This window comes from Oscillibacter sp. ER4 (genome assembly GCF_000765235.1).
Classification (GTDB): domain Bacteria; phylum Bacillota; class Clostridia; order Oscillospirales; family Oscillospiraceae; genus Hominicoprocola; species Hominicoprocola fusiformis.
Genome location: NZ_JPJG01000034.1, coordinates 1 through 23,697, shown reverse-complemented (window position 1 = coordinate 23,697; position 23,697 = coordinate 1). Strand labels below are relative to the sequence as shown.

Below are 23,697 nucleotides of genomic sequence, written 5' to 3'. Positions count from 1 at the left end.
GCACCGTATGAACAATATGATCGGAAAAATGCTCGACAACCGCTATGAGCTGCTCGAAGTCATCGGCAGCGGCGGCATGGCCGTTGTCTACAAGGCCAAGTGCCACCGCTTGAACCGCCTCGTGGCGGTCAAGGTGCTCAAGAGCGACCTTGCCGAGGACGCCGACTTCCGCCGCCGCTTCCGCGACGAGTCGCAGGCTGTCGCAATGCTCTCGCACCCGAATATCGTCTCAGTCTACGACGTCAGCCGCGGCGAGACGGAGTATATCGTCATGGAGCTCATCGACGGCATCACGCTCAAGCAGTATATGGAAAAGCGCGGCCAGCTCAACTGGCGTGAGGCGCTGCACTTCATCACGCAGATCATGAAGGCGCTCTCGCACGCGCATTCGCGCGGCATCATCCACCGCGACATCAAGCCGCAGAACATCATGGTGCTTCGCGACGGCAGCGTCAAGGTCGCTGACTTCGGCATCGCCTGCCTCGCCAACTCCGCCAACACGCTCACGCAGGAGGCGCTCGGCTCGGTGCACTACATGTCGCCCGAGCAGGCGAGGGGCGACCGCACGGACGCGCGCTCGGACATCTACTCCGCGGGCGTCGTGCTCTACGAAATGCTGACGGGGAGACTCCCGTTCGAGGGCGACAACGCCGTTTCCGTCGCCATCCAGCACCTTTCCTCCGTGCCGCTCTCGCCGCGCGAGATCAATCCCGACGTGCCCGAAGCGCTTGAGCTCATCTGCATGAAGGCGATGGCCTCCGATTTGGAGAAGCGCTACGCCTCGGCGGATGAAATGCTCGCAGACCTTGAGGAGTTCCGCAAGAATCCCGAGGTCGACCTCGACTTCACGATCGAAGACCTGCACCGAGAGACCGTGGATGAGCCCACGCAGTATATCCCCGCCGTGCACACCGTCTCTAAGGCACAGAAGGTGCAGGAGGCGGACGACGAGGAGGAAGAAGAGGCATCCCCGCACAAGCTGGGCACGCGCAAGCTGCTCACGATCATCGGCGCGGCGGTGGCCGCGGTGGCACTCATCGTGCTGCTCTGGCACGCGATCTTCAGCGATCTTCTCGGCGGCGAGCAGACGCCGACGGAGTATGTGGTGCCGTATCTCATCGGCATGACCATCGACGAGGCGAACGAGGACGAAAACGTGAAGGGCATCTTCACGATCGAACAGATCGGCCAGCGCGCGAGCAGCGAATACGCGGCGGGTCAGATTATCGAGCAGTCGCCCGAGCGCGGCAAGACCGTAAAGGGCAACCGCGTCATCTCGGTTTTCGTCAGCTCCGGCGCCAAGACGGAGAAAATGCCGAATCTCGTCAACAAGGAGTACCGCGACGCAACGCTCCAGCTCACCAACCTTGACCTGAACCTTGTCGTCAACGACCCGGTCGAGGAATACAGCAGCATCACGAAGGGCTATGTCATCCGCACGATCCCCGAGTTTGGTGAAACGCTACAGGAGGGCGACAGCGTCACGCTCGTCGTCAGCAAGGGCGAGCAGCCCAAGCCTGTGACAGTGCTCTCTTTCATCGGCATCGACATTGAGATCGTCCGCCAGCAGGTCACACAGACCGGCCTTGTCGTCGGCGAGGTGACGCAGCGCGCATCCGACGAGCCCTACGGCACGGTCATCGAGCAGAGCATCAGCGCCGAAACGCAGGTGGACGCGGGCACGACCATCAACTTCGTTATCAGCGAAGGCCCTGCCATGCCGGACTACGGCGATGACGCCACGACCTCCGGAGGGGAACCGCAGCCGTGAGAGGAAGAATACAGCGCGCACTGAGCGGCTTCTACTATGTCAAATGCGCGGACGGACAGCTCTACACCTGCAAGGCGCGCGGCAAATTCCGCAGGGAGGGCATTTCGCCGCTCGTGGGCGACGACGTCGAATTCTGCGAGGTACCGGGCGGCGAAGGCCGCATCGACGAAATTCTGCCGCGCCGAAACAGCTTTGACCGCCCGAGCGTCGCCAACATCGACCAGATGGTCATCGTCTGCTCACAGGCGATCCCGAAGACCGATCCATATTTGGTCGACCGCATGACGGCCATCGCCGCGCTCAAGTGCTGCGACGTGCTCATCTGCATCAACAAGTGCGACTTAGACCCCGCGGACGCGCTTCGGGAATACTATGAAAACGCGGGCTTTCGCACCGTCAGCGTCAGCGCGGAGACGGGCGAGGGCATCGAGGCGCTACGCGCCCAGCTCGTCGGGCGGCTCTCCGCCGTCACAGGCAACTCCGGCGTTGGCAAGTCGAGCATTCTGAATGCGCTCGACCCCAGCATGTCGCTCAAGACGGGCGAGGTGAGTCAGGCGCTCGGCCGCGGACGGCACACGACGCGCCATGTTGAGCTCTACGAGCTACCCTGCGGCGCGGAGATCATCGACACGCCGGGCTTTTCCTCGTTCGAGACGACGGGGCTCAATTTGGAGCTCAAAGAAAAGCTACCCGAGTGCTTTTTGGACTTTTCGCCCTACCTTGGCAACTGCCAATTCGTCGGGTGCAGCCACACAAAGGAAAAGGGCTGCTCGGTGCGTCAGGCCGTAAAAGATGGCAGGATCGTCAGAGGGCGGCATGAAAGCTACTGCCGACTCTACGACGAGCTCAAGGACCTGCGCGAATGGAACGCGGGCAGTCAAAAACGACGCTAACCGAAAATAAAATGGACAAAGGCCCGCTTCCTTTCGGAAGCGGGCCTTCGCCATTTAGAGAGATGAGAGAGGGATCAAATATCAATCCTGAAACAGGGGGGTGGAGAGGTAACGGTCACCGGTGTCGGGCAGCAGGACCACGATGGTCTTGCCCTTGTTCTCGGGACGCTTGGCGAGCTGGATACCGGCCCAAACGGCAGCGCCGGAGGAGATACCGACCAGCACGCCCTCGCTGTGGCCGACAAGCTTGCCGGTGGCAAAGGCGTCGTCATTTTCGACGGTGATGATCTCGTCATAGATCTTGGTATCCAGAACCTCGGGGACAAAGCCTGCGCCGATGCCCTGGATCTTGTGCGCGCCCGCAACACCCTTGCTCAGAACGGGGGATGAGGCGGGCTCGACGGCGACGACCTTGACGTTGGGGTTCTGCTCCTTGAGGAACTTGCCCGTGCCGGTCAGCGTGCCGCCGGTGCCGACGCCGGCGACAAAGATGTCGACCTGCCCGTCGGTGTCCTCCCAGATCTCGGGACCGGTGGTCTCATAGTGCGCCTTGGGGTTCGCGGGGTTGACGAACTGGCCGGGGATGAAGCTTCCCGGAGTCTGCGCGGCGATCTCTTCAGCCTTGGCGATGGCACCCTTCATGCCCTTTGCGCCGTCGGAGAGAACGAGCTCTGCGCCGTAGGCCTTCATCAGCTGGCGGCGCTCGACGCTCATGGTCTCGGGCATGACGATGATGATGCGATAGCCGCGTGCGGCGGCCACGGATGCAAGACCGATACCGGTGTTGCCGGAGGTCGGCTCGATGATGACGGAGTCGGGCTTCAGCTTGCCGCTTGCCTCAGCGTCATCAAGAATGGCCTTGGCGATACGATCCTTGACGGAGCCTGCGGGGTTGAAGTATTCGAGCTTGGCGAGGAGCTTAGCCTCGAGCTTTTCAGCCTTTTCGATGTGGGACAGTTCGAGAAGCGGGGTCTTGCCGATCAGCTGGTCCGCAGAAGTGTAAATCTTGTTCATAATGTTTCCTCCTGAACGATGTACGTTCTATATCAAAATTTTATTGTTTGTTTTATAGGTTTCGGTGATCGCTTGCATCTTATGTTCTGCCGCGGCGACATCGGAACGGGTGAAGGAATGAATTCACGTTTATTACCAACCTTTCGAGTAGGTATGTAGGGATTATACGATGTGCGTTTGGATTTGTCAAGAGGAAATTTCAAAAAAATCTATTGAATTCCCATAAACCATGTAATATAATAGGAATATCAAAAGTTGAAGAAGGCCGACTCCCGAATGCCTTTCAACGGATGTGCTTAGAAAGGCGTGAACATACTATGATGATTTCAACCAAGGGCCGCTACGCGCTGCGCGTGCTCATCGACATGGCCGAGCACCAAACCGACGGGTACATCCCGCTTAAGGAGATCGCCAAGCGGCAGGACATTTCAGAAAAATATTTAGAGAGCATCGTCAAATCGCTCGTCAAGGGCGGCGTGGTCGAGGGCATGCGCGGCAAGGGCGGCGGCTACCGCCTGTGCAAGAGCCCGGATCAGTTCACGACCGGCCAGATCCTGCGGCTGATGGAGGGCTCGCTCGCCCCCGTCGCGTGCCTCGAAGCCGGCAGCTCGCCCTGCGACCGCGCAGGGGAGTGCCGCACACTCTCGCTCTGGGCGGGACTGAACGATGTCATCAATAAATATCTTGATCAGTACACTCTCGCGGATCTGCTGCGCGAAGATGGGGATTATGATTATGTAATATAATTACAATTTCCCTGCACCGTGCAGGGGGACGCAGATAAGGGGGCCATTCTCTCACGTGAGAGAATGGCCCCCTTGGACCCCCAAAGAGAACGCAAGGGGCTCTGCCCCTTGACCCCGCCATTGCAAGAGAGCAGCTCGAAGAGCTGCTCGCGCTGCGCAATCGGGTGCGGTGTACATGGCTTCGCCATGAATCCCTGCGAGTCGTTACCGCTCTCAACCGCACCTTACTATCGTGAGGCGCGAGTGACGTTTGTCCGGCGGCAGACTTCCTGCCGAATACGGCATTGCTGCGCTCGCCGCATTGATGAGTACCTCGATAGACGATGATTAGGTGTACTTCTACAAGATGGGCAGAGCGGCAGCGGATAGTAGGAGCAAACCAAATCGTATAGCAATGCTAACGCGGCAACGCCGCGCGCAGGAAGTATCATCGGCAAGCATCGCGCCTCTTCGAGCTGCTTGCTTGCAATGAAAAAATGCCTTTCTCTGGGGGGTCCAAAGGGGGCGTTCTCTTTCGCGAAAGAGAACGCCCCCTTTGACTCGCTCCCCTGCGCGGCGCAGGGAAACCCTTTGCACTTCTTGCAAGAAGAAAATAAAAGACTTCCTTTTCTAAAAAATCTCTGTTACAATACAGTATACAAATACTAAATCGCAAGGAGAACTTTGATGAAAAAGCTGCTTTGCCTTCTTCTGACGCTCGCTATGACGCTTTCGCTCGCTGCCTGCGGCAGCAAGGCGGACGACAAGACGCCGGAAGAGGACGATCCCACACAGGCGGAGACGCCCGTCGACGACAAGCAGGACGAGCCTTCCGCGGATGACGCGGACAAAGACAATGCGTCCGACGCTACAGAGATCGAACCCGACGCAAACAAGGGCGAAAAAACTGACGAGGCACAAAAGCCCGCGGAACCGACCAAGTCCAACAGCAAGAAGGACGAGACGCCCGCAAGCAAGCCGTCCGAACCTGCTAAACCTGCCGAGCCCTCCAAGCCCGCGGAAACACCGTCGGAAACACCTGCGGCGCAGGACACCGGCGCGCTCTCACTGCTCACGTCTGTCTGGAGCACGTACAGCGAGGATGACAAATTTCCCGCCGCGGGCGGAGACGCAGAGCACAGCGTCGACAGCGCGCCCGGCAGCTTCGATGTGTCGAACGCTGACAACCTGACCTATCAGCTGACGTTCCCGTCCGCCGACGTGTCGCTCATCGACGGCGCGGCATCGCTCGTGCACATGATGAACCTCAACACCTTTACCTGCGGCGCGTTCCACGTCAGTGACGCGGGCAACGTTTCGACCGTCGCCGCCGACATCCGCAGCGCCGTGCAGGGCAAGCAGTGGATGTGCGGCTTCCCCGAAAGGCTCGTGATCCTCACGTCGGGGCAGTACGTCGTGTCCGTCTACGGCAACGAGAGCTTGGTCAATACGTTCCGCGATAAGTTCGTCGCCGCCCACAGCGGCGCGAGCACCGTCTATGACGAGGCCATCTGCGCGTAACTTCATCAAAAAAGGAAGCGCAAGCATTTTGCTTGCGCTTCCTTTTTACAATTCGATGATCTGGCAGAGGACGGGGATGGGTAATTCCTCATGTGTGGAGAGGATCACGATTTTCGTCTCTGCCGCGCGCAGGATGGCGCGCATCGCGGCCTCGCGGTTTTCCGCGTCGAGGCCGGTGAACGGCTCGTCGAGCGCGAGCGCGTCGGACGGCGCGAGCAGCGCTCGAGCGAGTGCCAGCCGGCGCTGCATGCCGCCGGAATAATCGCGTACCTTCTTTTTCCCCACGTCGCCAAGTCCCAGTTCTTCCAGGAGCGCCTGCGCCGCCGCGGCGTTGTAATTCGCGCCGAGGACGAAGCGAAGATTTCCCTCTGCGTCCAGCCCTTCGAGCAGGCGGTTTTCCTGAAAGACCGCCGTCCAGCGAAATTTATCGCCGTTGACCGTACCGCTGTCCGGCGTTTCCAGCCCGAGCAGCACGCGCAGCAGCGTCGTCTTGCCGATGCCGGAGGGACCGAGCAGGCGCGTCACGCCGATGCGCGCGGTAAAGGAAATGTCGTCAAGCACGGCATTCTCGCCGTAGCGCTTGCAAAGGTGTTCGACTCGAAGCTCCATCATGCGCCCATCCTTTCTGCGATCTTGTCCACGAGGAGAAGAAACAGCTTTTCAAACGCCGCCGAGATCAGCACGATCGCCGCCGTCCAGGCGAAGAGGTCGGCGGTCTGGAAGTATATCTTCGCGTTGTAGAGCTTCTCACCGATCGAGCCGCTGGAGAGGGCGATGACCTCCGCCGCAGTGCCGGCCTTCCAGCAAAGGCCCAGCGCCGCACTGACGGCAGAGCGGAAGTAGGGAAGCACCTGCGGCAGATACACGCCCCGCAGCGTGCGCGAAAACGGCACGCGGAACACGCGCGCCATCTCCAGAAGAGAGGCGTCCGTGCGCCGGATGCCCTCAAGCACATTTAAGTACACGGGCGGGAAGACCATCAGCGCCGCGATGAACAGCGGCAGCGTTCGGCTGGAGAGCCAGATAAGCGCCAGAATGATGAACGACGCCACCGGCACGGTCTTGACTGCCGCCACGAGCGGTGCAAGCAGCTCTTCGACGCGCGAAAACCGCGCGGAAAGCGCCGCCAGTACAACTGCCAGCGCGCAGGAAAGCAAAAAGCCGCCCAAGATGTGCATGCTCGACGTGCCGATGGCGCGCCAGAATACTGCCGTGCTCGCAAGCGTCCAGAGCCGCGCGAGCGAGGATACGGGAGAGGGGAGCAGCAGCGCGCCGTGCGGGTATGCCGCGTGCAGTGCCACCGCGGCAAGCTGCCAGACGATCAGCCAGAAAGCGACTGCCCAGAGACGCACGTTCTGCTTTTTTCCGCGCATGATCATCTCTCCTTTCCTTGAAATACGGCGGCGGGACAGCGCCCGCCGCCGCAAAGAATTTATGCGAAATAGAAGCTGTTATCCGGCATCTCGCCGCCGACAGCGGCGGGAGACGCATTGTAGAGCACCTCTAAATAACCGGGCAGCGCCTCAAGAAGATCTGCCCCCGTCAGGCAGACGATGTTGCAGTAGGGCAGTGCCTTTTCCGCGACGGCGGCGTCCACGATGCTGTATTCGCCGATGAGCGCGGCGGCGTCCGCGGTGTTGGCGTTCACCCAGTCGACGCTCGCGGCGTAGTCCTTGAGGAAGGCCTCCACGGCGGCGGGATTTTCCTCCACGACCGCGCGGCGGGCAACAATGACGCCCGTGATGAGCGCCGAGCCGTTATCGAGTGCGTCCCATTCAGCATTCAGATCGAGCGCCATGCGCAGGCCCTCGATCTTGCTCTGCGCCACGGTGACGAAGGGCTGGGGCAGGAGCGCAACGCTCGCCTGACCGGAAGCCAGCGCCGCGACACACTCGCTGTGCTCGCTCTTCCAGTCGATCATCACATCGTTATCGGGATCGATGCCGTTTTCCGTGAGAAGATAGCGCAGGGCGTATTCCGGCGTAGAGCCCTTGCCCGCCGCCACGATGGTCTTGCCCTTCAAGTCGGCCATGGAGTGCACGCTCTCGCCGTTTTCCACGATGTAGAGAACGCCGAGCGTGTTGACCGCCAGCACCTCGATCTCGCCCTCCGTCTTATTGTAGAGCACGGCGGCGAGGTTCGCGGGCACGCAGGCCATGTCGAGCTCGCCCTTGAGGAGTGCGGGCGTCACTTCGTCCGCAGAACCGGCAAGGGTAAAGGTATATTCGTTGCCAGTAGTTTCGCCGCTCTCGCTGTCCTTCATCAGCTTCACAAGGCCCATGGCCGTAGGGCCCTTGAGCGCGGCGATGGAGTAGCTCGCAGGGGTGAACTCCTCCTGCTCGGTCTGCTGGTCGTTCTGCGCGTCGTTCGGCGTCTCATCCGCCTTCTGCCCGCAGGCGGCGAGCGAGAAGACGAGCGCAATCGTCAGGCACAGGGCCAAGAGATGTTTGAGGTTCTTTTTCATTGGTTTTCTTCCTTTCCGATGCTGCCCTCGGGCGCGTAGACCGTTTTGGCGGTGATGCCGTCCAGACGGCCGATCTTGCCCGACAGGGCGGAGATGACGTTGCCCGGCGCGTCGAGCGCCACGCTGATGATATTCACGCCCTTTTCGCGGTACGGCACGCCCATACGCCCGATGATATACTGCCCGTACTCGTGCAGCAGCTCGTTGAGCGGTTGGACGAAGCTTCCCTCGCGGACGATGATGGCCAGCACGGCGACTCTCGTTTCCATTAACGCATTCTCCTTTGTCAAAATAAAAATCATCCCTTCCGCCGTTCAGCAGAAGGGATGGAAACAGCAAATGACGACGCAGCAGGGCTGTGCCTTTGTTTTCCCTCTTCTTGTGGCTCGGAACGCATCCTCGCTGTCAGAACGGTAGAATGAATCTGGTTCGCCGCCGGTCAGAGTAGTCTTCCCGAAAGGCAAAGCGATGATACCACAGTTTTTCTGTGGCGTCAAGATGTGGAATGCAAAAGGAAAAAGCACGCTTTTCGGCGTGCTTTTTCTGTCATCTTTACTTGTCAAAGCTCGGGTTTACATAGTAGACATTTTTCTCGTCCAGGCGGTCTTTGGCGAGGCGCAGGCCTTCGCCGAAGCGCTGGAAGTGTACGATCTCGCGCGCACGCAGGAATTTGATGACATCACTCACGTCCGGATCGTCGGAAAGGCGCAGGATATTGTCGTACGTCACGCGCGCTTTCTGCTCTGCCGCCAGGTCCTCCGTCAGGTCCGCGATGGTGTCGCCCGTGACCTGCATGGTGCTCGCCGACCACGGGTAGCCCGAGGCGAACTGCGGGAAAACGCCTGTCGTGTGGTCGACAAAATAGGCCTCGAATCCAGCCTCCTTGATCTGTTCCTCCGTGAGATTTCGCGTGAGCTGGTGGACGATCGTACCGACCATCTCCAAATGCCCCAGCTCCTCTGTGCCGACTGTGGAAGTCCAAGGGCCACAAGCGCGAAAAACCCTTGCGCTGCAAGGGGTACAGGCCGAAAAAGAGAACGAAAACGCGAATGTGCGAAATGCCGGCTGGCTTCATTCCTTTGACGCGGACTACCACTATCGCGGCTCCGACCTTCACTACCATGTGAACGTGTCCGCCGCGCTTTCGGAGGGAGGGGCGGTATGGTGAAGGAATTTATCTCGCAGCTTCCACCGGACAAGCTGACACCCTTTAAAAAGCACCCCTATCAGGTGCGGGAGGACGCTGCCATGGACGAGCTGGTGGAGAGCGTCCGCACCTATGGTATTCTGTCACCCTTACTGGCGCGGCCAAAAGGGGAGGGCTACGAGCTGGTCAGCGGGCATCGGCGGCGATTGGCGGCGCAGAAATTGGGCCTGCCCACCGTGCCGGTGCTGGTGCGGGAAATGACCGACGATGAAGCGGTGATCCTGATGGTGGACAGCAACCTCCAGCGGGAAAACCTGCTGCCCAGTGAAAAGGCGTTTGCCTACAAGATGAAGTTGGAGGCCATGAAACGGCAAGCGGGGAGGCCACGTAAAGATAATCCCCGACAACTTGTCGGGAATTATGAAACAGCAGATGTTATTGGTGAAACAACCGGCGAAAGTGGCCGCACCATTCAACGCTACATCCGCCTGACCAACCTTGTTCCGCCGTTGCTTCAGATGGTGGACGATGGACGCATCGCCTTTTCTCCCGCCGTGGAGCTGTCCTATCTCACCCGCGACGAGCAGGCGGAGCTGTGGGACTTGATCGGGCGGGAGGACGCCACACCATCGCTGTCACAGGCACTCCGTATGAAGCAGCTCTCCCGCGAGGCAAAACTGACGCCGGAGGTACTGTACGCCATTCTCACCGAGGAAAAGCCCAATCAGAAAGAGCAAATCCGCATCAAAACCGAGTCGCTGCGGAAGTATTTCCCGCGCAATTACTCTGCGCAGCAGATGGAGCGGGAGATCATCAAGCTGCTGGAGGCCCGTTACCGCGCAAAGAACAGGGGAGAGCGATGATTTTCGTATACTGGCACTATACAAATTTCTTCCGTACAATAGCGGCAGAAAGGAGCGAGGATTATGGAGCAGAATTTACCGCCATTGCCGCCGGTCATTTTTGAGAACGGTCTTTACTACGAGCTGCGGGGCGAGCAGTATTATCCCTGCCTTTTGCCGCCGGAGTCGGACACCACAGAGGACAAGCTGCTGGAAACCATCATCCGCCAGATGGCGGAAGCACAGGGCATCGACGAGGACTTGAAGGCGCAGGATCAAATGGCGTGGGTAGGTGCGATGAACAACATCAAAAACGCCGCACTTGAGATCCTGCGAGAGTCCAAATAACGCCCCAAGAAGGAAACAAAAGCAAAAAGCGGAGACAGGTCAAATGCCTGCCTCCGCTATTTTTATGCCCCAACGGGCAAGGAGGAACCATATGGATTATTTCTATGAGCATGAATCAGAGTTATTTACATTTTACCGTGTTCCAAAGGTGCTGTTTACGGAGGAGCCATTCAAAAACATGAATTGTGAAGCAAAATTACTTTACGGATTATTGCTGGACAAAATGGGACTTTCCCGCAAAAGCGGGTGGTTCGATAAGCAAGGGCGCGCCTTTGTTTACTATGGCATCAGCCACATTATGGAGGACTTGGGCTGCGCCCACAACAAGGCGGAGAAGCTGCTATCCGAACTGGAGCAAGCTGGCCTGCTGCGCCGGAAACGGCAAGGGTTGGGGAAGCCGTCTGCACTGTACCCCCTGAAATTCGAAAACCGAATTTCTTGACTTTCGATTTTCGAATTTCAAGAACGCTGAAAATCAGCGTTCAGGTGCGCTGATTTTCAGCGTCTAATAAGACTGAGTAGAGCGATACTGAGATAAATATATACCAAGCCGAAAAAAGAATAATAGGGAGGATCATCAGATGAAGAACAAAGAGAACTTACGGGAAAAGCAGGTAAATCTCCGCTTGACGCAGGCAGAATATGAGCGGCTCACCCGCACCGCGCAGGACCACGGCATCGGGCGGGCGGCGTATCTCCGCATGGTGCTGCGGGGCGCGTGGCTGCGGGAGGACGGCAGAAAATCAGAATAACTTTTTCCGCTGGAATTTGATGCAGGCCGTCACACGGTCACGGATATAGGGAGCATCCCGCTTGGCGTAAAACTCCAGCGGCTCTGAAAGGGAGGCCATGATCTCTTTTTCGGCAAAGTCGCAGCGAAGCTGCGGCCCGTATAGATTTTGCGCCGCGTGGACCTGTCGGACAAAGCCCGTTTTCATGGGCTGAGCCTTGAGCTGCCGCACCAATGCGGCCGGTTCGATTTCCATGGGATAATCCCGTGTGTTGGACAGCAAACCCGCGCCGAAGTCAAAGATGGGGCAGTAGTCAAAGCCATCACCGCAGCGCAGCACAGCGATGTTGTTCAGATGCCGGTCCTCGTTGCCGAACAGCATATCCACCTCGAACAGCAGCGTCAGATAGGTGCCGAAGCGGTCAAGTCCCGTCAGCCGCTCAACCTGCTCCACCAACCACGCAAGGCGGCTCTGAAGATTGGGCAGGCGGTTTACCGCGGTCTGCCAGTCCGGGCCAACGCCTTTTCGCAGCAGTTCCGCAACGGTCAGGATGGCCTCGCCCTGACGTAGAAAATTGGCACTGGAACAGCCGTTTCGGATGTGTCCGTGGACTTCCATCCGCTCCATGCGGTAGGTCACATAGTGAAAGCCCAGCGCATCTGTATTGGTCTGTGCCAGCAGCGCAGAGGTCACGGCTTCAGCCAGTCCCTCGTAGCCGAACAGATCCAGCTTGTACCAGCGGCCATCTGCCAGCCATTTTTCCTGATTGCCCTTAGACGAGGTTTCTGCGATGCGGCTTCCCGTTGTCAGTCTGATCGACATATTCAGCCCTCCACAATTTTGATCCAGCACGAATCCTCTGCCATGCGCCCTTCGGTCTTGCGGATGATCGCCAGCGGGTCATAGCAGTCCAGTCCCAAGTCAGACAGGTAATATTTCAAACCGTCCCGCTCCTGCGGCACACAGCGGTCTTTCAAGAAGATTTGCAGATCGTCCCATGTGGGCTTGCGGTTCACGCCGAAAGCGGTGGAAAGGGGAGAACTGGCCTCGTTTTCGATGGCAAGTTGATGAGTGGTTTGGTCAGCGCAGATCTTCGTACAGAGCTTATTCCCATCGTAGTAGTACAGGATCAGGAGGGCGTGAGCGCTGCTTCGGGCATTGGCCAGAAAGACATCGTAATCAGACACGGCAGGGCGGCGGATGGTGATGCTTTCCCCATCAAATTGCAGCGTTACGGTCCGGCTGCCCTCAGAGATACCCAGGGCCTTCATCCAAACAGATGGCAGCGCCACGCGGTAACCTTTGGCATCCGGACCGGTGTTTCCACCCGCCTTGTTGATAAGAATATTTGCAGTTCGTTCCTCGTGTAGCACGGTCATTCACCTCAAAAGTTTCTCACAATTATTATACACATTGGACACCAATAAATCAAGAAGTTAATTTTACAACAGCGTTGTCACAAAAATGAAACCGCTATACAGAAGCTGAATTCGCAAGCATAGCATTTGGCCGTCCAAATGCGCTTGTTAGGGGAAGCAATTCCCCTATAACCCCTTATGAATTGAAAGGAAAAACGATCATGAGAAAACGACCAATCAAAATATCGCTCCGTTTGAATGAGCAGGAACATGAACATTTGAAACAGCAGGCTATGCTCTCTGGCTTCCCAATGGAAGTATTCCTCCGTGCGCTGATCTCTGGCATGAACCTCCGATCCCGACCACTCGCTGAATACGCCGAAATCCGGCGTCAACTCGCCGGCATTGGAAATAACATCAATCAAATCGCTCATGTTGTCAACACCCGCGGCTTTGCCACGAAGGAAGACATTGCCGCAGTCACGACAGCACAGCGGGTGATCTGGCAGATCGCAAAGCGGCTTTGAGATAGCTTATTCCAAGATATATGCCGTCTGAACAAGGCCAACGACAAAAAGCAGAGCGCGCAGCCTCCTTTCTCAAGGCTGCGCGCCCGTTTTTGTTATATCGATCAATTCCCGCTTCTGGGACGCAAGCATCGAAATATTGCTTGTGGATACAGCGTTTTATGGTATAATTACTTTGTAGAATTGTAGGTGGAGCGGTCAGCGAGCTTGAAGGCTTATCGAAGGAGTTGGTGTGATGACAAAGTACGGAATTGATTCAACGGTTATTCACCAAATCATTAATCTGGCAAATAGGCATCACATCCAAACGGTGATTCTCTTCGGCTCCCGCGCGCGAGGGGACTTCCGCCGCACAAGCGATATTGATTTAGCTGTGCAGGGAGGCAATGTATGCCGTTTCAGACTGGATGTTGAGGAAGAAACGCATACATTGCTGACCTTTGATGTGATAGATTTATGTTCTGATTTGTCCCCAGAATTGCGGGAAGCCATCAGCAAGGAGGGAGTATTGCCGATCTTACAAAATGCAATAAATACATCGAGAATACTGCTGAGAAGATAACTGCAACAGCAGTTGATGGAAGCGGGATAAAGATCATTCCTAAAAACACTGTCATAATGAGCTTTAAACTTTCCATTAGGTCAGTTTACAAGGAACTACACGCAGACCGTGAAACGGGCTGCTGACAACAAACGGCGCTATGCTCCCGGCTGGGTGCATAGCACCTGTTTGTTGCGGGGGTTTCCAAAGGGGGCAGCGCCCCATTTGGCACACGACTTTGCGGAGCAAAGTGTAGTGTGTTATACGCTCTGTCGGCGTTGCCCTGAAAATACCGTTGCCGCCGGGGAGGGCAAGGGCATTTGACGCGGCAGGAAAGCAGGGCTTTGTTTGGGGCTGGTAAGCCGGAAACAAAGGGCTGATTTCAGCAGCAGACAGGGCGTATTATGAAAGCCCCCGTCCCTCGTCCTCCGCCCCCGGCCTATGGGACAAAAAGTCCCAAAGCTCTGGACACCGTGACCAGATGTGTGGCCACACTCCGGGAAAAGTAGCAGGACGGCAGGAAACCGTCAAGGCTGAAATGAATGGGCTGACGCCCGGCCTTGACCGTTCCCCGCCGCCCCGCTGGATGGGTGGACAAGGTGGCCAATCCCTAAAAGTGTTTGGCCGCACTCGTTCATTTTGGGGCCTTTCTTCTCCCAAAATTGAAATGGGCGGGAAAGCCCTAAAATGGCTTTCCCGCCTTGATTACCCATTAGCAAAGACGGGCGAGACTGTCAACGGCGGCGCTGAAAGCGCCGTTCATCTTGACCGTTGACTGGCTCGCCTGGCTTTGCTACTGCCCGTAAGAGATGGAAAAACAAGATGGAAAACAAGGTTAAAAATGGTTGACAAGTCTATCGGATGTGTGTTATACTGTGCGACAGTTTGAGATTGGAAGGAGGCTTACGTGTGTTAATTTGTGTACGCTAATAAGCAATAAAAAGTAGAAGTACCTTTCCACATGATGGTGGGCTTTTTTTGCGTGCGTATGCAAAGGAACACGTAGGTTTGACACGAGCAGTCTTTGAACTGTATCGTGGTGTTTTTTCGTGCTTTGTTGTTATGCAGGCGTCTGCCCTCTCTGTGGGACAACGCCTGCTTTTTATTGCAGAAACAAAGGAACAATGCAATAAAAAAGGAGGTTCGCATTATGACCCAAAACAACAATTCATGGAGAAAAACTTATTTTACACTTCTTGCCGGACAAGCAATATCCTTTATTAGCAGCGGTATTTTGCAAATGGCCATTATCTTTTATTTGGTTGCGAAAACTAATTCTGCAATCATATTGACGGCGGCAACACTGATTGGATTTTTGCCGCAAGCCTGTTTAGGCCCGTTTGCAGGTGCTTTTGTTGACCGGCACAGCCGTAAAAGCGTAATGATTGGTGCGGATTTGATAATTGCCGCCGCTGGCGGTATTCTGGCGCTGGTGGCGTTTTACATGGAATTGCCCGTATGGTCTATTATGGTTGTCCTGTTAATCCGAAGTGCGGGAACTGCTTTTCATTCTCCAGCATTCAGCGCAGCAACACCTATGATTGTGCCAAAAGAGGAACTTACAAAATGCGCTGGTTACACGCAGACCATGCAAGCAGTAAGTGCGATTATCAGTCCAGCTGCCGCAGCGTTTTTATATGCTGTTTGGCCTCTTAATGCAATTATATTGTTAGATATTGTGGGTGCAATCCTTGCCTGTGTGACTGTTGCGATTTCGTCCATACCAACGCCTGAACTATGTCCAGAAACGAAAAGACAACAGTTTTTACAGGATATGAAAGAGGGGTATGTGGTATTAAAGCAAAACAGGGGCCTCTTTGCTCTGCTCTGGATTGGTGTAATTTATATGTTCTTTTATATGCCAATCAGTACGCTTTTTCCTCTCATCTGTATGTCATACTTCAAAGGAACACCGGCCCATGCCTCTGCCGCTGAAATTGCTTTTGCGGTTGGTATGCTGCTTGGCGGAGTCATTCTGAGCATTTGGGGCGGTTTTAAGAAACGGCGGTACACCATCGGTCTTTCCGTTCTCCTGATGGGCGTTAGCAATATGCTCTCAGGGCTTTTGCCGCCAGACGCATTTCTTGTCTTTGTTGTGTGCTGTACTGTTATGGGAATTTCCGCTCCATTTTACGGTGTGCAAAATGCGATTTTTCAAGAAACGGTCAAACCAGAATATCTGGGGAGAGTTTTTTCTCTACTGACAAGCGCCGCTTCCCTCGCCATGCCGTTTGGCCTTGTCATTTCCGGGCCTCTGGCGGAGCGGCTGGGAGTTGAGAAATGGTTTGTCATTTGCGGAATTGGCATTATCATCGTTGCGCTTGCCGTATTTTTACTACCCGGTTTGAGAGAGATTGACAATACGCAATAATCAACTGCACCTTTTTCTATTACTAAACAAAATGCCTGGATGGTGGTTCTGAAAAACCAGAACCGCCGTTCAGGCATTTTTTATCTTCGTCCTCTCTGCGGTTTTGGATTCTTCAGCAAGTCGGATTTTTCCGCAATCTTTTTCAGCCACTTCCGTTCTTCTACTGACAGCTTCCTAAAATTCAGCTTGAGCCGTTTGCAGATAAACGCCAAGTACGCTTGTTCCGTGTCGCTGTCCTGGCTGACGATTTCACCAGCAGTTTCCAGCATTTCTTTTAGCGGGTTATCCTCTGGGACGCTGAAAAAATCGTCCTTGTGTGTTTCCCGCAGAGCAAGGGCAATCCCGTTTATGTCCCGTTGTATCACATAGCGGCAAAACTCGTCCTCATCAATATGGGCGGTGATAAGCTGTCTTAACTGCGTATCACTCATGCCAGGATTATGCTTTTTTATAACAGTTGCGCTCATCGTGTCCACTATGGCGTTTGCACCCTGCGCCTGTTTCAGTGCCGTTCCGTTCACATAGATTTCAAGGTCAGCCATCAGCCGGGGGAAATCCGGGTGCGCCGCCAGCTCACACAGCAGGGTATTGTCTATCCTCCCGCTTTTCAGCAGGTCAATCATTTCATCACTCAAACGCAGGTCTGCAAGATCGGCGTTTGGGTGATTTTTCATTTCAGACAGCCCCAGCAGATAATCAGCGGTCACACCGTAAAACTTCGCCAGCCGGATAAGGGCATAGTGGCTGATGTCCTTGAAGTCTTCCGTTTCGTAACTGCCCAGCGCAGACTTGGAAAGCCCGGTCTGCTCCGCAAGCTGCCCCAGCGTCAAGCCACGCTCCACACGTAGGTCTTTTAATCGCTCTTGTATGGATAAAGACATATTCACCCTCCTTGCTAGCTCAACGAAAGAGAAGCCGTTATGCTATGTACTATGCTCATAGCATAACGGCATAGGCATTTACAGTTTTATTTTACCATTTGCTACATCTTCACGAAATTTATCAACAAGCTTCGCTGTCAGCTTGGATTTACCGTAGTGTTCAAGTACAAAAGTACGATAACTTTTTCCATCTACAAGCACATCACTTTTTCTGGTCAACAACCAATTTCCGTTACCTCCTCCCTGTTCTCTAATATTCCAGTCTTTCCCATATCTTTTATAGATTTCATCTTTTTTACCTTGAACAGACATTGATTCGCTTGGAATATAAACAATTTGCATAATAGCTCCTCCTTTATTTTGTGCAAGAAGACCAGAAACCTGAATTTGTCTTTTATCTTTTTTTGATTATATCACAAATCCGAGAGCGTGGAAATAGGGAGTTTTTCAGGCTGATTTCCTACCTCTTGGATATACGGCACAGGCGGTCAAAAAGGTGTAGACTTGGGATAGTTCATCGATGGACAAGCACCTTGGAAACAGAACACGCCAAAGAAAACGGAGGGACGCATGAGCAAAAGACCCTATCAACACCTGCCGCCGCTGGAACACAGGCCGGACGGCTCCCCCTACCGCATAACCCCGCCCCAGAAGAGACGAGCCAGCGGCCTGATACGCCGGGAGTGCTGCAACTGCGAGGACGGAAACTGCCTTGCGCTGGACGATGGCGACACCTGCGCCTGTCCGCAGATGATTTCGTTCTCCGTCTGCTGCAAGTGGTTCCGCTGGGCGGTCTTGCCGCTGGACAGGACGCTGGAAGCGGAGATTTACCGGGACAGGGACTTGAAACGCTGTGCGGAGTGCGGCGGTGTGTTCGTCCCGAAGTCCAACCGGGGCAAATACTGCCCGGACTGCGCCGCCAGAGTTCACAGGCGGCAGAAAACAGAAAGTGAACGGAAAAGGAGGTCTGCTGTGGACAGTTAAGAGCGGGAAAAGCCTTGATTTGCAAGGCTCCGCAAGCCCTCAACCGGGGCGGCTGGTATCATTTATCATTCGCCCCGGAAAACGGGCCTCTAACCGTCCACAAAACACGCTATGACAAACACGATTTATATTCACCAGCCGGAAAAGGCGTTCAGTTTCACCCGGCTCCCCAATTTCCTTTTTGAAGCACCCACATTCCAGCCCTTGAGCAACGAAGCGAAGGTGCTGTATGCCTTTGTCCTGCGCCGGGCGGAGTTGTCCCGGAAGAACGGCTGGGCGGACGAGTACGGGCGGGTCTACCTGTACTACCCCATCTGCGAGGTGGTCGCTTTGCTCCGCTGCGGGCGGCAGAAAGCGGTCAACACCCTGCGGGAGTTGCAGTATGCGGGGCTGGTGGAAATCCAGAAACAGGGCTGTGGAAAACCCAACCGCATTTACCCGAAATCCTATGAAGCGGTTCCAAACACCGACTTCAAGAAATCCGGTTATGGTACGCCGGAGGGCTGAAAACCGTACTTGGCGAGTACGAAAATCAATCCTCTTGAAGTACGGAAATCTGACGGTATATAGAAATACAGAGATTAAAACCATCTATTTACATTCATTCCATTCCAATCCTATCAGAGATATTTTCGGCGGGAAAACCCGCCGGAAAGGAATGGAATGGGGAAAGGAGTTCAATGGCACAACACGCAATTTTGCGATTTGAGAAGCACAAGGGCCACCCGGCGGGGCCGCTGGAAGCCCACCATGAACGGAAAAAGGAGCAGTACGCCAGCAACCCGGACATTGACACCAGCCGGAGCAAGTACAATTTCCACATCGTCAAGCCGGATGGCCGCTACTACCATTTCATTCAGAGCCGCATCGAGCAGGCCAGATGCCGCACCCGCAAGGACAGCACTCGGTTTGTGGACACGCTGATTACCGCCAGCCCGGAGTTTTTCAAGGGCAAGTCCCCAAAGGAGATAGCGGCCTACTTCCAGAGGGCGGCGGACTTCCTCATTGACCGGGTGGGCCGGGAGAACATCGTTTCGGCTATGGTACACATGGATGAAAAAACGCCCCATCTGCACTTGGTCTTTGTGCCGCTGACAAAGGACAACCGCCTGTGCGCCAAAGAAATTATCGGCAACCGGGCCAATCTGACGAAGTGGCAGGACGATTTTCACGCCTGTATGGTGGAGCAGTACCCCGACCTGGAGCGTGGGGAAAGCGCCAGCAAGACGGGCCGGAAGCATATCCCCACCCGGCTGTTCAAACAGGCGGTCAACCTCTCCAAACAGGCGAGGGCCATTGAAGCGGTTCTCTCCGGCATTACCCCGCTGAACGCCGGAAAGAAGAAAGAGGAAGCCCTCTCCATGCTGAAAAAGTGGTTTCCGCAGATGGAGAACTTCTCCGGGCAACTGAAAAAATACAAGGTCACAATCAATGACTTGTTAGCGGAAAATGAAAAGCTGGAAGTCAGGGCAAAGGCCAGCGAAAAAGGCAAGATGAATGACACGATGGAACGGGCGAAGTTAAAAAGCGAACTGGACGATATGCGGCGGCTGGTTGACCGTATCCCGCCGGAGATTTTAGCGGAACTGAAACGGCAACAGCGGCAGCATGGAAAGGAAAGGTAAAGAATTTCAGTGGCGGGCTGATTGATGTGAAGGGGATGATGAGTAATGACAACACAGACAATCAACGAAATTTGGAATTACTATCTCACATTAGAGGGTGATATTACTAATACCTCTCGCTTTATTGAACCTTCTGGGCAGGAGAATGTACATTCCTTTGAGTTTGCCAAAATCCTGATTCTTGCGTGTACAGAATTAGAGTCTGTTTTCAAATTGCTCTGCCTTGAAATCACAGGAAAACAGCCGGAAGGAACTATCGGGAAGTATAAGGAAACGATTTTGGCCAGATATCCCCGTATCGTGGATGCAGTTGTATCTGTTAAAAGGTGGGGAAGAACTATCGCCCCTTTCCAAGGATGGGACATCGGAAAACTTTCGTGGTGGAACGCATACCAAGAAGTAAAGCACAACCGTGGAGAATATTTCTCGGGTGCATCATACAGTAATGCTGTATATGCCTTATCAGCACTCTATATTTCAATTCTTTATTTGGCAAGGACAGCAAATGTTGATTTTGCTGATTACACCAGTAATTACATTGAGAGCGACTATAGCAAAACAAGAATAATCTATGGCGCAACAAAAAAGTTGCCTGATTTTGAAAATATTACCACCTAAAAGCGAGGCGATACGCCATGACCAACTTTGACATTTTCGCTGCCGATCCGCAATTCGAGCCCTTTGCCTCCGTTGCGGTTTCCGCTGAACGGATTCTACATATCGACCCCTCCGCCTGCGTGTTGAACTGCCGCAGGGCGATGGAGTTCGCCGTGAAGTGGATGTATTCCGTGGACAAAGCGCTGGTCATGCCTTATCAGGACACGTTGGTCAGTCTGATGAACACCGAGGACTTCCGGGACATTGTGGGCACAGACATCTGGCGGCGGATGGACCTGATCCGTCGCATGGGCAACAATGCCGCCCACACCGGCAAGAAAATCACCGAAGAGCAGGCGGCGCTGTGTCTGGAAAACCTGTATGCCTTTCTGGATTTTGTGGCCTATTGCTACGGTGAGAACTACACCGAAGGGCATTTTTACCCTGCGCTGCTGACGCAAAAAAGCGAAGTTTCCGCCGCTCCGGTGCAGGAAGTGCCGGAGGTGGAGCTCGCCGCGCTGATGGCGGAAAACGCTGCGCTGAAGGAGGAACTCACCGCCCGCCGAACCGAGCAGCAGCAGACCTATGTGCCCAAGCCCCTCGACCTGTCTGAGTACAAGACCCGCAAGCTGTATATCGACACCATGCTCACAGATGCGGGCTGGACAGAGGGCAAGGACTGGCTGAATGAGGTAGAGCTGCCCGGTATGCCAAACAAGTCCGAGGTCGGCTATGCAGACTATGTGCTCTACGGCGATGATGGCCGCCCGCTGGCAGTGGTGGAGGCTAAGCGCACATGCGTGGATGTGGCCAAGGGACGCCAGCAGGCAAAGCTCTATGCAGACCTGCTGGAAAAGAAGTATCACCGCCGCCCGGTCATTTTCCTGACCAACGGCTTTGAGACCCGCATTACGGACAATATCTATCCCGAACGCAAGTGTGCCGCTATCTACTCCAAGCGGGATCTGGAAAAACTGTTCAATCTCCAGACCATGCGGACAAGCCTGAAAAATGTCATGGTGGATCAGAAGATAGCCGGACGCTATTATCAGGAGGGCGCCATCAAAGCTGCCTGCGATGCCTTTGCACGCAACCGGCGCAAGGCGCTGCTGGTCATGGCCACCGGCTCCGGAAAAACGAGAACAGTTATTGCCCTATGCGATGTGCTGCTCCAGCATGGTTGGGTGAAAAATATTCTCTTCCTTGCTGACCGCAACAGTCTGGTCACGCAGGCCAAGCGCAGCTTTGTGAATCTGCTGCCCGATCTCTCCGTTACCAATCTCTGCGAGGAGAAGGATAACTACACAGCGCACTGCGTATTTTCCACCTATCAGACCATGTACAACGTCATCGACAGTGTACAGGACGAGGAGGGCAAACTCTTCACCTGCGGGCACTTTGACCTTGTGATCTGCGACGAAGCGCACCGCTCGGTTTATAACAAATACCGGGATATTTTCAATTATTTCGACGCGCCGCTGGTTGGACTGACGGCCACGCCAAAGGATGAGATCGACAAGAATACCTATGAGATATTTGAGCTGGAAAACGGCGTACCGACCTACGGCTATGAGTTGGCGCAGGCGGTGAAGGACGGGTATCTGGTGGACTTCCTGTCCGTGGAAACGAAGCTGAAATTCATGGAACAGGGCATCGTCTATGATGACCTTTCCGACGCGGATAAACGGGCCTATGAAGATACCTTTGAAGATGAAAACGGCGAGCTGCCGGACAGCATTGCATCGTCGGCGCTGAATGAGTGGATTTTCAACGAGGACACCATCCGGCAGGTGCTGAACACACTGATGACCCACGGCTTGACCATCGACTACGGCAACAAACTGGGCAAGACCATCATCTTCGCAAAAAATCACACCCATGCAGAGAAGATCCTTTCGGTTTTCAATCAGGAATACCCGCATCTTCCCGGCTTTGCCAAGGTCATCGACAACTACATGACCTATGCCCAAAGCGCCATTGACGAGTTTTCCGACCCGAAGAAACTGCCTCAAATCGCCATTTCCGTGGACATGCTGGACACCGGCATTGACGTGCCGGAAGTGCTGAATCTGGTGTTTTTCAAGAAGGTCATGAGCAAGGCAAAGTTCTGGCAGATGATCGGGCGAGGCACCCGTCTGTGTCCGGGGCTGCTGGACGGTAAGGACAAGGACAAGTTCTACATCTTCGACTTCTGCGGCAACTTTGAGTTCTTTCGCATGAACAAGGGACGGCCCACCGCCAATATGATTGCCCTGCAAGGTGCGATCTTCCATCTGAAGGCCCAAATTGCCTTCAAATTACAGGACTTGGCGTATCAGACGACGGACTTGATTGCCTTCCGCAAGACGCTGGTGGAGGACATGGTGCGCAAGGTGCAGGAGTTGAACAAGGATAATTTTGCGGTTCGACAGCACCTGAAATATGTGGAGCGGTATGCCGAACCGGACAGTTACAATGCCTTGACCTATGAGGACACGCTGCTCATGGGGCAGGAGCTTGCACCGCTCATTACACCGGAAGAGGACGATGCCAAGGCGCTGCGGTTCGACGCGCTGATGTATGGCATCGAGCTTGCCTATCTCGCCGGAAAGAAATACGCTAAAGCCCGCAGCGACCTGTTTAAGAAAGTTTCCGCTGTTGCATCTGTGGCGAACATCCCGGAAATTATGGTACAGGCTGAGCTGATCGACAAGATTTTGCATACAGACTATGTGGAGACTGCCGGAATCAATGAATTTGAGCACATCCGGGAGAATCTGCGTGACCTCATCAAGTATATTCCGGTCAGTAAAGCGCACTATGATACGAATTTTGATGACGAAATTCTGTCTGTGGACTGGAAAGAATCTGAGCTGGAGAACGACGATCTGAAGAACTACAAGGCCAAGGCGGAGTTCTACGTGCGTCAGCACATGGATGACGCCGTTATTGCCAAGCTAAAAAGTAATGTTCCTTTGACTGCGGAGGATGTGCAGGCGCTGGAGAAAGCACTCTGGAGCGAGGTCGGGACGAAGCAGGATTATGAGGCTGAGTATGGCCAGAAGCCGCTGGGCGAGTTCGTACGGGAAATTGTCGGGCTTGATATGAATGCGGCAAAGGAGGCTTTTGCGCAGTACCTGAACGATGCCAGCCTCGATAGCCGACAGATCTATTTTGTGAACCAGATCGTGGAGTACATCGTTCATAACGGCATGATGAAGGACCTGTCCGTTTTGCAGGAAGCGCCGTTTACCGACCACGGCAGCATCGTGGAGGTGTTCACAGATTGTAAATTTCGGATCATGAGCACCACTTGCACGGAGATTTAGCCCCAGTGTCACGGCAAAATAGCTCCGCTGTCACGGCGGAGAGCGCCAA

Annotated in this window: 25 protein-coding genes and 1 pseudogene; 16 read left to right on the top strand and 10 right to left on the bottom strand. The window is 54.8% G+C overall.

The features are described 5' to 3' along the window. The first annotated feature begins 7 nt into the window (after positions 1-7). A complete protein-coding gene (gene pknB, locus NI20_RS0105985; RefSeq protein WP_052084464.1) occupies positions 8-1,771 on the top strand; it encodes a Stk1 family PASTA domain-containing Ser/Thr kinase in 1,764 nt (587 codons plus the stop codon). Beyond that, entirely contained in the window at positions 1,768-2,664 is an 897-nt protein-coding gene (rsgA, locus tag NI20_RS0105980) for a ribosome small subunit-dependent GTPase A (protein WP_033120531.1), read from the top strand. Before pknB ends, rsgA begins: the two co-directional genes overlap by 4 nt. An 81-nt stretch (positions 2,665-2,745) precedes the next feature. On the opposite strand, the gene cysK is transcribed toward rsgA, so the two are convergent. Then, positions 2,746-3,678: a cysteine synthase A gene (gene cysK, locus NI20_RS0105975; protein WP_033120530.1), complete on the bottom strand. Its 933-nt coding sequence runs from the start codon at positions 3,676-3,678 to the stop codon at positions 2,746-2,748. A gap of 317 nt (positions 3,679-3,995) precedes the next feature. Between cysK and NI20_RS0105970 the strand changes: the two genes are divergently transcribed. Together NI20_RS0105970 and NI20_RS14120 are read left to right on the top strand one after the other, a co-directional pair. Next, entirely contained in the window at positions 3,996-4,424 is a 429-nt protein-coding gene (locus tag NI20_RS0105970; RefSeq protein WP_033120529.1) for an Rrf2 family transcriptional regulator, read from the top strand. 666 nt (positions 4,425-5,090) lie between these two features. Next, positions 5,091-5,924, top strand: a complete 834-nt coding sequence (locus NI20_RS14120) for a hypothetical protein (RefSeq protein ID WP_052084463.1) — start codon at positions 5,091-5,093, stop codon at positions 5,922-5,924. A gap of 45 nt (positions 5,925-5,969) precedes the next feature. On the opposite strand, the gene NI20_RS0105960 is transcribed toward NI20_RS14120, so the two are convergent. The 5 genes and pseudogenes from NI20_RS0105960 to NI20_RS0105940 form a co-directional block, all read right to left on the bottom strand. Further along, a complete protein-coding gene (locus NI20_RS0105960; RefSeq protein ID WP_242842938.1) occupies positions 5,970-6,536 on the bottom strand; it encodes an ATP-binding cassette domain-containing protein in 567 nt (188 codons plus the stop codon). Then, positions 6,533-7,297 (bottom strand): ABC transporter permease, encoded by a 765-nt coding sequence (locus tag NI20_RS0105955; RefSeq protein WP_081958397.1) that lies wholly within the window; start codon positions 7,295-7,297, stop codon positions 6,533-6,535. Before NI20_RS0105955 ends, NI20_RS0105960 begins: the two co-directional genes overlap by 4 nt. A gap of 59 nt (positions 7,298-7,356) precedes the next feature. Continuing rightward, entirely contained in the window at positions 7,357-8,388 is a 1,032-nt protein-coding gene (locus NI20_RS0105950; protein ID WP_033120526.1) for an ABC transporter substrate-binding protein, read from the bottom strand. Continuing rightward, on the bottom strand, positions 8,385-8,657 hold the full coding sequence (locus tag NI20_RS0105945) for a TM1266 family iron-only hydrogenase system putative regulator (RefSeq protein WP_033120525.1): 273 nt from the start codon (positions 8,655-8,657) through the stop codon (positions 8,385-8,387). The genes NI20_RS0105950 and NI20_RS0105945 overlap by 4 nt, the downstream gene beginning before the upstream one ends. A gap of 283 nt (positions 8,658-8,940) precedes the next feature. Continuing rightward, a pseudogene (locus NI20_RS0105940) lies at positions 8,941-9,357 on the bottom strand (manganese catalase family protein); the annotation flags it as partial. Positions 9,358-9,549: 192 nt separating this feature from the next. Here NI20_RS0105940 and NI20_RS0105935 point away from each other — a divergent pair. The 4 genes from NI20_RS0105935 to NI20_RS15010 all read left to right on the top strand — a co-directional run bounded on the left by NI20_RS0105935 (position 9,550) and on the right by NI20_RS15010 (position 11,477). Next, positions 9,550-10,398 carry a ParB/RepB/Spo0J family partition protein gene (locus NI20_RS0105935; RefSeq protein ID WP_033120524.1) on the top strand — a complete coding sequence of 283 codons (849 nt, stop codon included), beginning with the start codon at positions 9,550-9,552 and terminating at the stop codon, positions 10,396-10,398. Positions 10,399-10,461: 63 nt separating this feature from the next. Further along, positions 10,462-10,725: a TnpV protein gene (locus NI20_RS0105930; protein ID WP_033120523.1), complete on the top strand. Its 264-nt coding sequence runs from the start codon at positions 10,462-10,464 to the stop codon at positions 10,723-10,725. 91 nt (positions 10,726-10,816) lie between these two features. Next, positions 10,817-11,167, top strand: a complete 351-nt coding sequence (locus NI20_RS13815) for a replication initiator protein A (protein WP_052084462.1) — start codon at positions 10,817-10,819, stop codon at positions 11,165-11,167. 139 nt (positions 11,168-11,306) lie between these two features. Next, a complete protein-coding gene (locus NI20_RS15010; RefSeq protein ID WP_022018218.1) occupies positions 11,307-11,477 on the top strand; it encodes a hypothetical protein in 171 nt (56 codons plus the stop codon). Here the strand turns inward: NI20_RS15010 and NI20_RS0105920 are convergent. Both NI20_RS0105920 and NI20_RS14115 read right to left on the bottom strand, forming a co-directional pair. Beyond that, positions 11,469-12,278 (bottom strand): hypothetical protein, encoded by an 810-nt coding sequence (locus NI20_RS0105920; RefSeq protein WP_052084461.1) that lies wholly within the window; start codon positions 12,276-12,278, stop codon positions 11,469-11,471. The genes NI20_RS15010 and NI20_RS0105920 overlap by 9 nt on opposite strands. A gap of 2 nt (positions 12,279-12,280) precedes the next feature. Continuing rightward, the gene (locus tag NI20_RS14115; protein WP_052084460.1) at positions 12,281-12,835 is read right to left on the bottom strand and encodes an AbrB/MazE/SpoVT family DNA-binding domain-containing protein; all 555 of its coding nucleotides are present in this window, start codon (positions 12,833-12,835) and stop codon (positions 12,281-12,283) included. A 200-nt stretch (positions 12,836-13,035) separates the two neighbouring features. On the opposite strand from NI20_RS14115, the gene mobC reads away from it, so the two are divergent. The 3 genes from mobC (at position 13,036) to NI20_RS0105900 (ending at position 16,253) form a co-directional block, all read left to right on the top strand. Continuing rightward, complete coding sequence (mobC, locus tag NI20_RS0105910; protein ID WP_033120522.1) at positions 13,036-13,341, top strand: MobC family plasmid mobilization relaxosome protein; 306 nt, start codon at positions 13,036-13,038, stop codon at positions 13,339-13,341. A gap of 235 nt (positions 13,342-13,576) precedes the next feature. Further along, positions 13,577-13,903, top strand: coding sequence for a nucleotidyltransferase family protein (locus tag NI20_RS0105905; protein ID WP_197055364.1), 327 nt, complete (start codon positions 13,577-13,579; stop codon positions 13,901-13,903). 1,129 nt (positions 13,904-15,032) lie between these two features. Next, positions 15,033-16,253, top strand: a complete 1,221-nt coding sequence (locus tag NI20_RS0105900; RefSeq protein ID WP_002584949.1) for an MFS transporter — start codon at positions 15,033-15,035, stop codon at positions 16,251-16,253. Positions 16,254-16,333: 80 nt separating this feature from the next. On the opposite strand, the gene NI20_RS0105895 is transcribed toward NI20_RS0105900, so the two are convergent. Both NI20_RS0105895 and NI20_RS0105890 read right to left on the bottom strand, forming a co-directional pair. Next, positions 16,334-17,134 (bottom strand): helix-turn-helix domain-containing protein, encoded by an 801-nt coding sequence (locus tag NI20_RS0105895; RefSeq protein ID WP_002575858.1) that lies wholly within the window; start codon positions 17,132-17,134, stop codon positions 16,334-16,336. 78 nt (positions 17,135-17,212) lie between these two features. After that, positions 17,213-17,476, bottom strand: coding sequence for a hypothetical protein (locus NI20_RS0105890; RefSeq protein ID WP_002575859.1), 264 nt, complete (start codon positions 17,474-17,476; stop codon positions 17,213-17,215). Between the two features lie 228 nt (positions 17,477-17,704). Here NI20_RS0105890 and NI20_RS0105885 point away from each other — a divergent pair, with 228 nt between their 5' ends. The 5 genes from NI20_RS0105885 (at position 17,705) to NI20_RS0105865 (ending at position 23,648) form a co-directional block, all read left to right on the top strand. Then, positions 17,705-18,118 (top strand): cysteine-rich VLP domain-containing protein, encoded by a 414-nt coding sequence (locus NI20_RS0105885; protein ID WP_002575860.1) that lies wholly within the window; start codon positions 17,705-17,707, stop codon positions 18,116-18,118. A 111-nt stretch (positions 18,119-18,229) separates the two neighbouring features. Then, positions 18,230-18,625, top strand: a complete 396-nt coding sequence (locus NI20_RS0105880; protein WP_002575861.1) for a replication initiator protein A — start codon at positions 18,230-18,232, stop codon at positions 18,623-18,625. 173 nt (positions 18,626-18,798) lie between these two features. Next, the gene (mobV, locus tag NI20_RS0105875; RefSeq protein ID WP_002575862.1) at positions 18,799-19,743 is read left to right on the top strand and encodes a MobV family relaxase; all 945 of its coding nucleotides are present in this window, start codon (positions 18,799-18,801) and stop codon (positions 19,741-19,743) included. 45 nt (positions 19,744-19,788) lie between these two features. Continuing rightward, entirely contained in the window at positions 19,789-20,361 is a 573-nt protein-coding gene (locus tag NI20_RS0105870) for a hypothetical protein (RefSeq protein ID WP_033120521.1), read from the top strand. 17 nt (positions 20,362-20,378) lie between these two features. After that, positions 20,379-23,648 carry a DEAD/DEAH box helicase family protein gene (locus NI20_RS0105865; RefSeq protein WP_052084458.1) on the top strand — a complete coding sequence of 1,090 codons (3,270 nt, stop codon included), beginning with the start codon at positions 20,379-20,381 and terminating at the stop codon, positions 23,646-23,648. Positions 23,649-23,697 lie beyond the last annotated feature (49 nt).

What these genes read in the sequence shown, in the direction of transcription:
- pknB (WP_052084464.1), top strand. Translation starts at nt 8, where the DNA reads ATGAACAATATGATCGGAAAAATGCTCGACAACCGCTATGAGCTGCTC.
- cysK (WP_033120530.1), bottom strand. Translation starts at nt 3,678, where the DNA reads ATGAACAAGATTTACACTTCTGCGGACCAGCTGATCGGCAAGACCCCG.
- NI20_RS0105970 (WP_033120529.1), top strand. Translation starts at nt 3,996, where the DNA reads ATGATGATTTCAACCAAGGGCCGCTACGCGCTGCGCGTGCTCATCGAC.
- NI20_RS14120 (WP_052084463.1), top strand. Translation starts at nt 5,091, where the DNA reads ATGAAAAAGCTGCTTTGCCTTCTTCTGACGCTCGCTATGACGCTTTCG.
- NI20_RS0105960 (WP_242842938.1), bottom strand. Translation starts at nt 6,536, where the DNA reads ATGATGGAGCTTCGAGTCGAACACCTTTGCAAGCGCTACGGCGAGAAT.
- NI20_RS0105955 (WP_081958397.1), bottom strand. Translation starts at nt 7,297, where the DNA reads ATGCGCGGAAAAAAGCAGAACGTGCGTCTCTGGGCAGTCGCTTTCTGG.
- NI20_RS0105950 (WP_033120526.1), bottom strand. Translation starts at nt 8,388, where the DNA reads ATGAAAAAGAACCTCAAACATCTCTTGGCCCTGTGCCTGACGATTGCG.
- NI20_RS0105945 (WP_033120525.1), bottom strand. Translation starts at nt 8,657, where the DNA reads ATGGAAACGAGAGTCGCCGTGCTGGCCATCATCGTCCGCGAGGGAAGC.
- NI20_RS0105935 (WP_033120524.1), top strand. Translation starts at nt 9,550, where the DNA reads ATGGTGAAGGAATTTATCTCGCAGCTTCCACCGGACAAGCTGACACCC.
- NI20_RS0105930 (WP_033120523.1), top strand. Translation starts at nt 10,462, where the DNA reads ATGGAGCAGAATTTACCGCCATTGCCGCCGGTCATTTTTGAGAACGGT.
- NI20_RS13815 (WP_052084462.1), top strand. Translation starts at nt 10,817, where the DNA reads ATGGATTATTTCTATGAGCATGAATCAGAGTTATTTACATTTTACCGT.
- NI20_RS15010 (WP_022018218.1), top strand. Translation starts at nt 11,307, where the DNA reads ATGAAGAACAAAGAGAACTTACGGGAAAAGCAGGTAAATCTCCGCTTG.
- NI20_RS0105920 (WP_052084461.1), bottom strand. Translation starts at nt 12,278, where the DNA reads ATGTCGATCAGACTGACAACGGGAAGCCGCATCGCAGAAACCTCGTCT.
- NI20_RS14115 (WP_052084460.1), bottom strand. Translation starts at nt 12,835, where the DNA reads ATGACCGTGCTACACGAGGAACGAACTGCAAATATTCTTATCAACAAG.
- mobC (WP_033120522.1), top strand. Translation starts at nt 13,036, where the DNA reads ATGAGAAAACGACCAATCAAAATATCGCTCCGTTTGAATGAGCAGGAA.
- NI20_RS0105905 (WP_197055364.1), top strand. Translation starts at nt 13,577, where the DNA reads ATGACAAAGTACGGAATTGATTCAACGGTTATTCACCAAATCATTAAT.
- NI20_RS0105900 (WP_002584949.1), top strand. Translation starts at nt 15,033, where the DNA reads ATGACCCAAAACAACAATTCATGGAGAAAAACTTATTTTACACTTCTT.
- NI20_RS0105895 (WP_002575858.1), bottom strand. Translation starts at nt 17,134, where the DNA reads ATGTCTTTATCCATACAAGAGCGATTAAAAGACCTACGTGTGGAGCGT.
- NI20_RS0105890 (WP_002575859.1), bottom strand. Translation starts at nt 17,476, where the DNA reads ATGCAAATTGTTTATATTCCAAGCGAATCAATGTCTGTTCAAGGTAAA.
- NI20_RS0105885 (WP_002575860.1), top strand. Translation starts at nt 17,705, where the DNA reads ATGAGCAAAAGACCCTATCAACACCTGCCGCCGCTGGAACACAGGCCG.
- NI20_RS0105880 (WP_002575861.1), top strand. Translation starts at nt 18,230, where the DNA reads ATGACAAACACGATTTATATTCACCAGCCGGAAAAGGCGTTCAGTTTC.
- mobV (WP_002575862.1), top strand. Translation starts at nt 18,799, where the DNA reads ATGGCACAACACGCAATTTTGCGATTTGAGAAGCACAAGGGCCACCCG.
- NI20_RS0105870 (WP_033120521.1), top strand. Translation starts at nt 19,789, where the DNA reads ATGACAACACAGACAATCAACGAAATTTGGAATTACTATCTCACATTA.
- NI20_RS0105865 (WP_052084458.1), top strand. Translation starts at nt 20,379, where the DNA reads ATGACCAACTTTGACATTTTCGCTGCCGATCCGCAATTCGAGCCCTTT.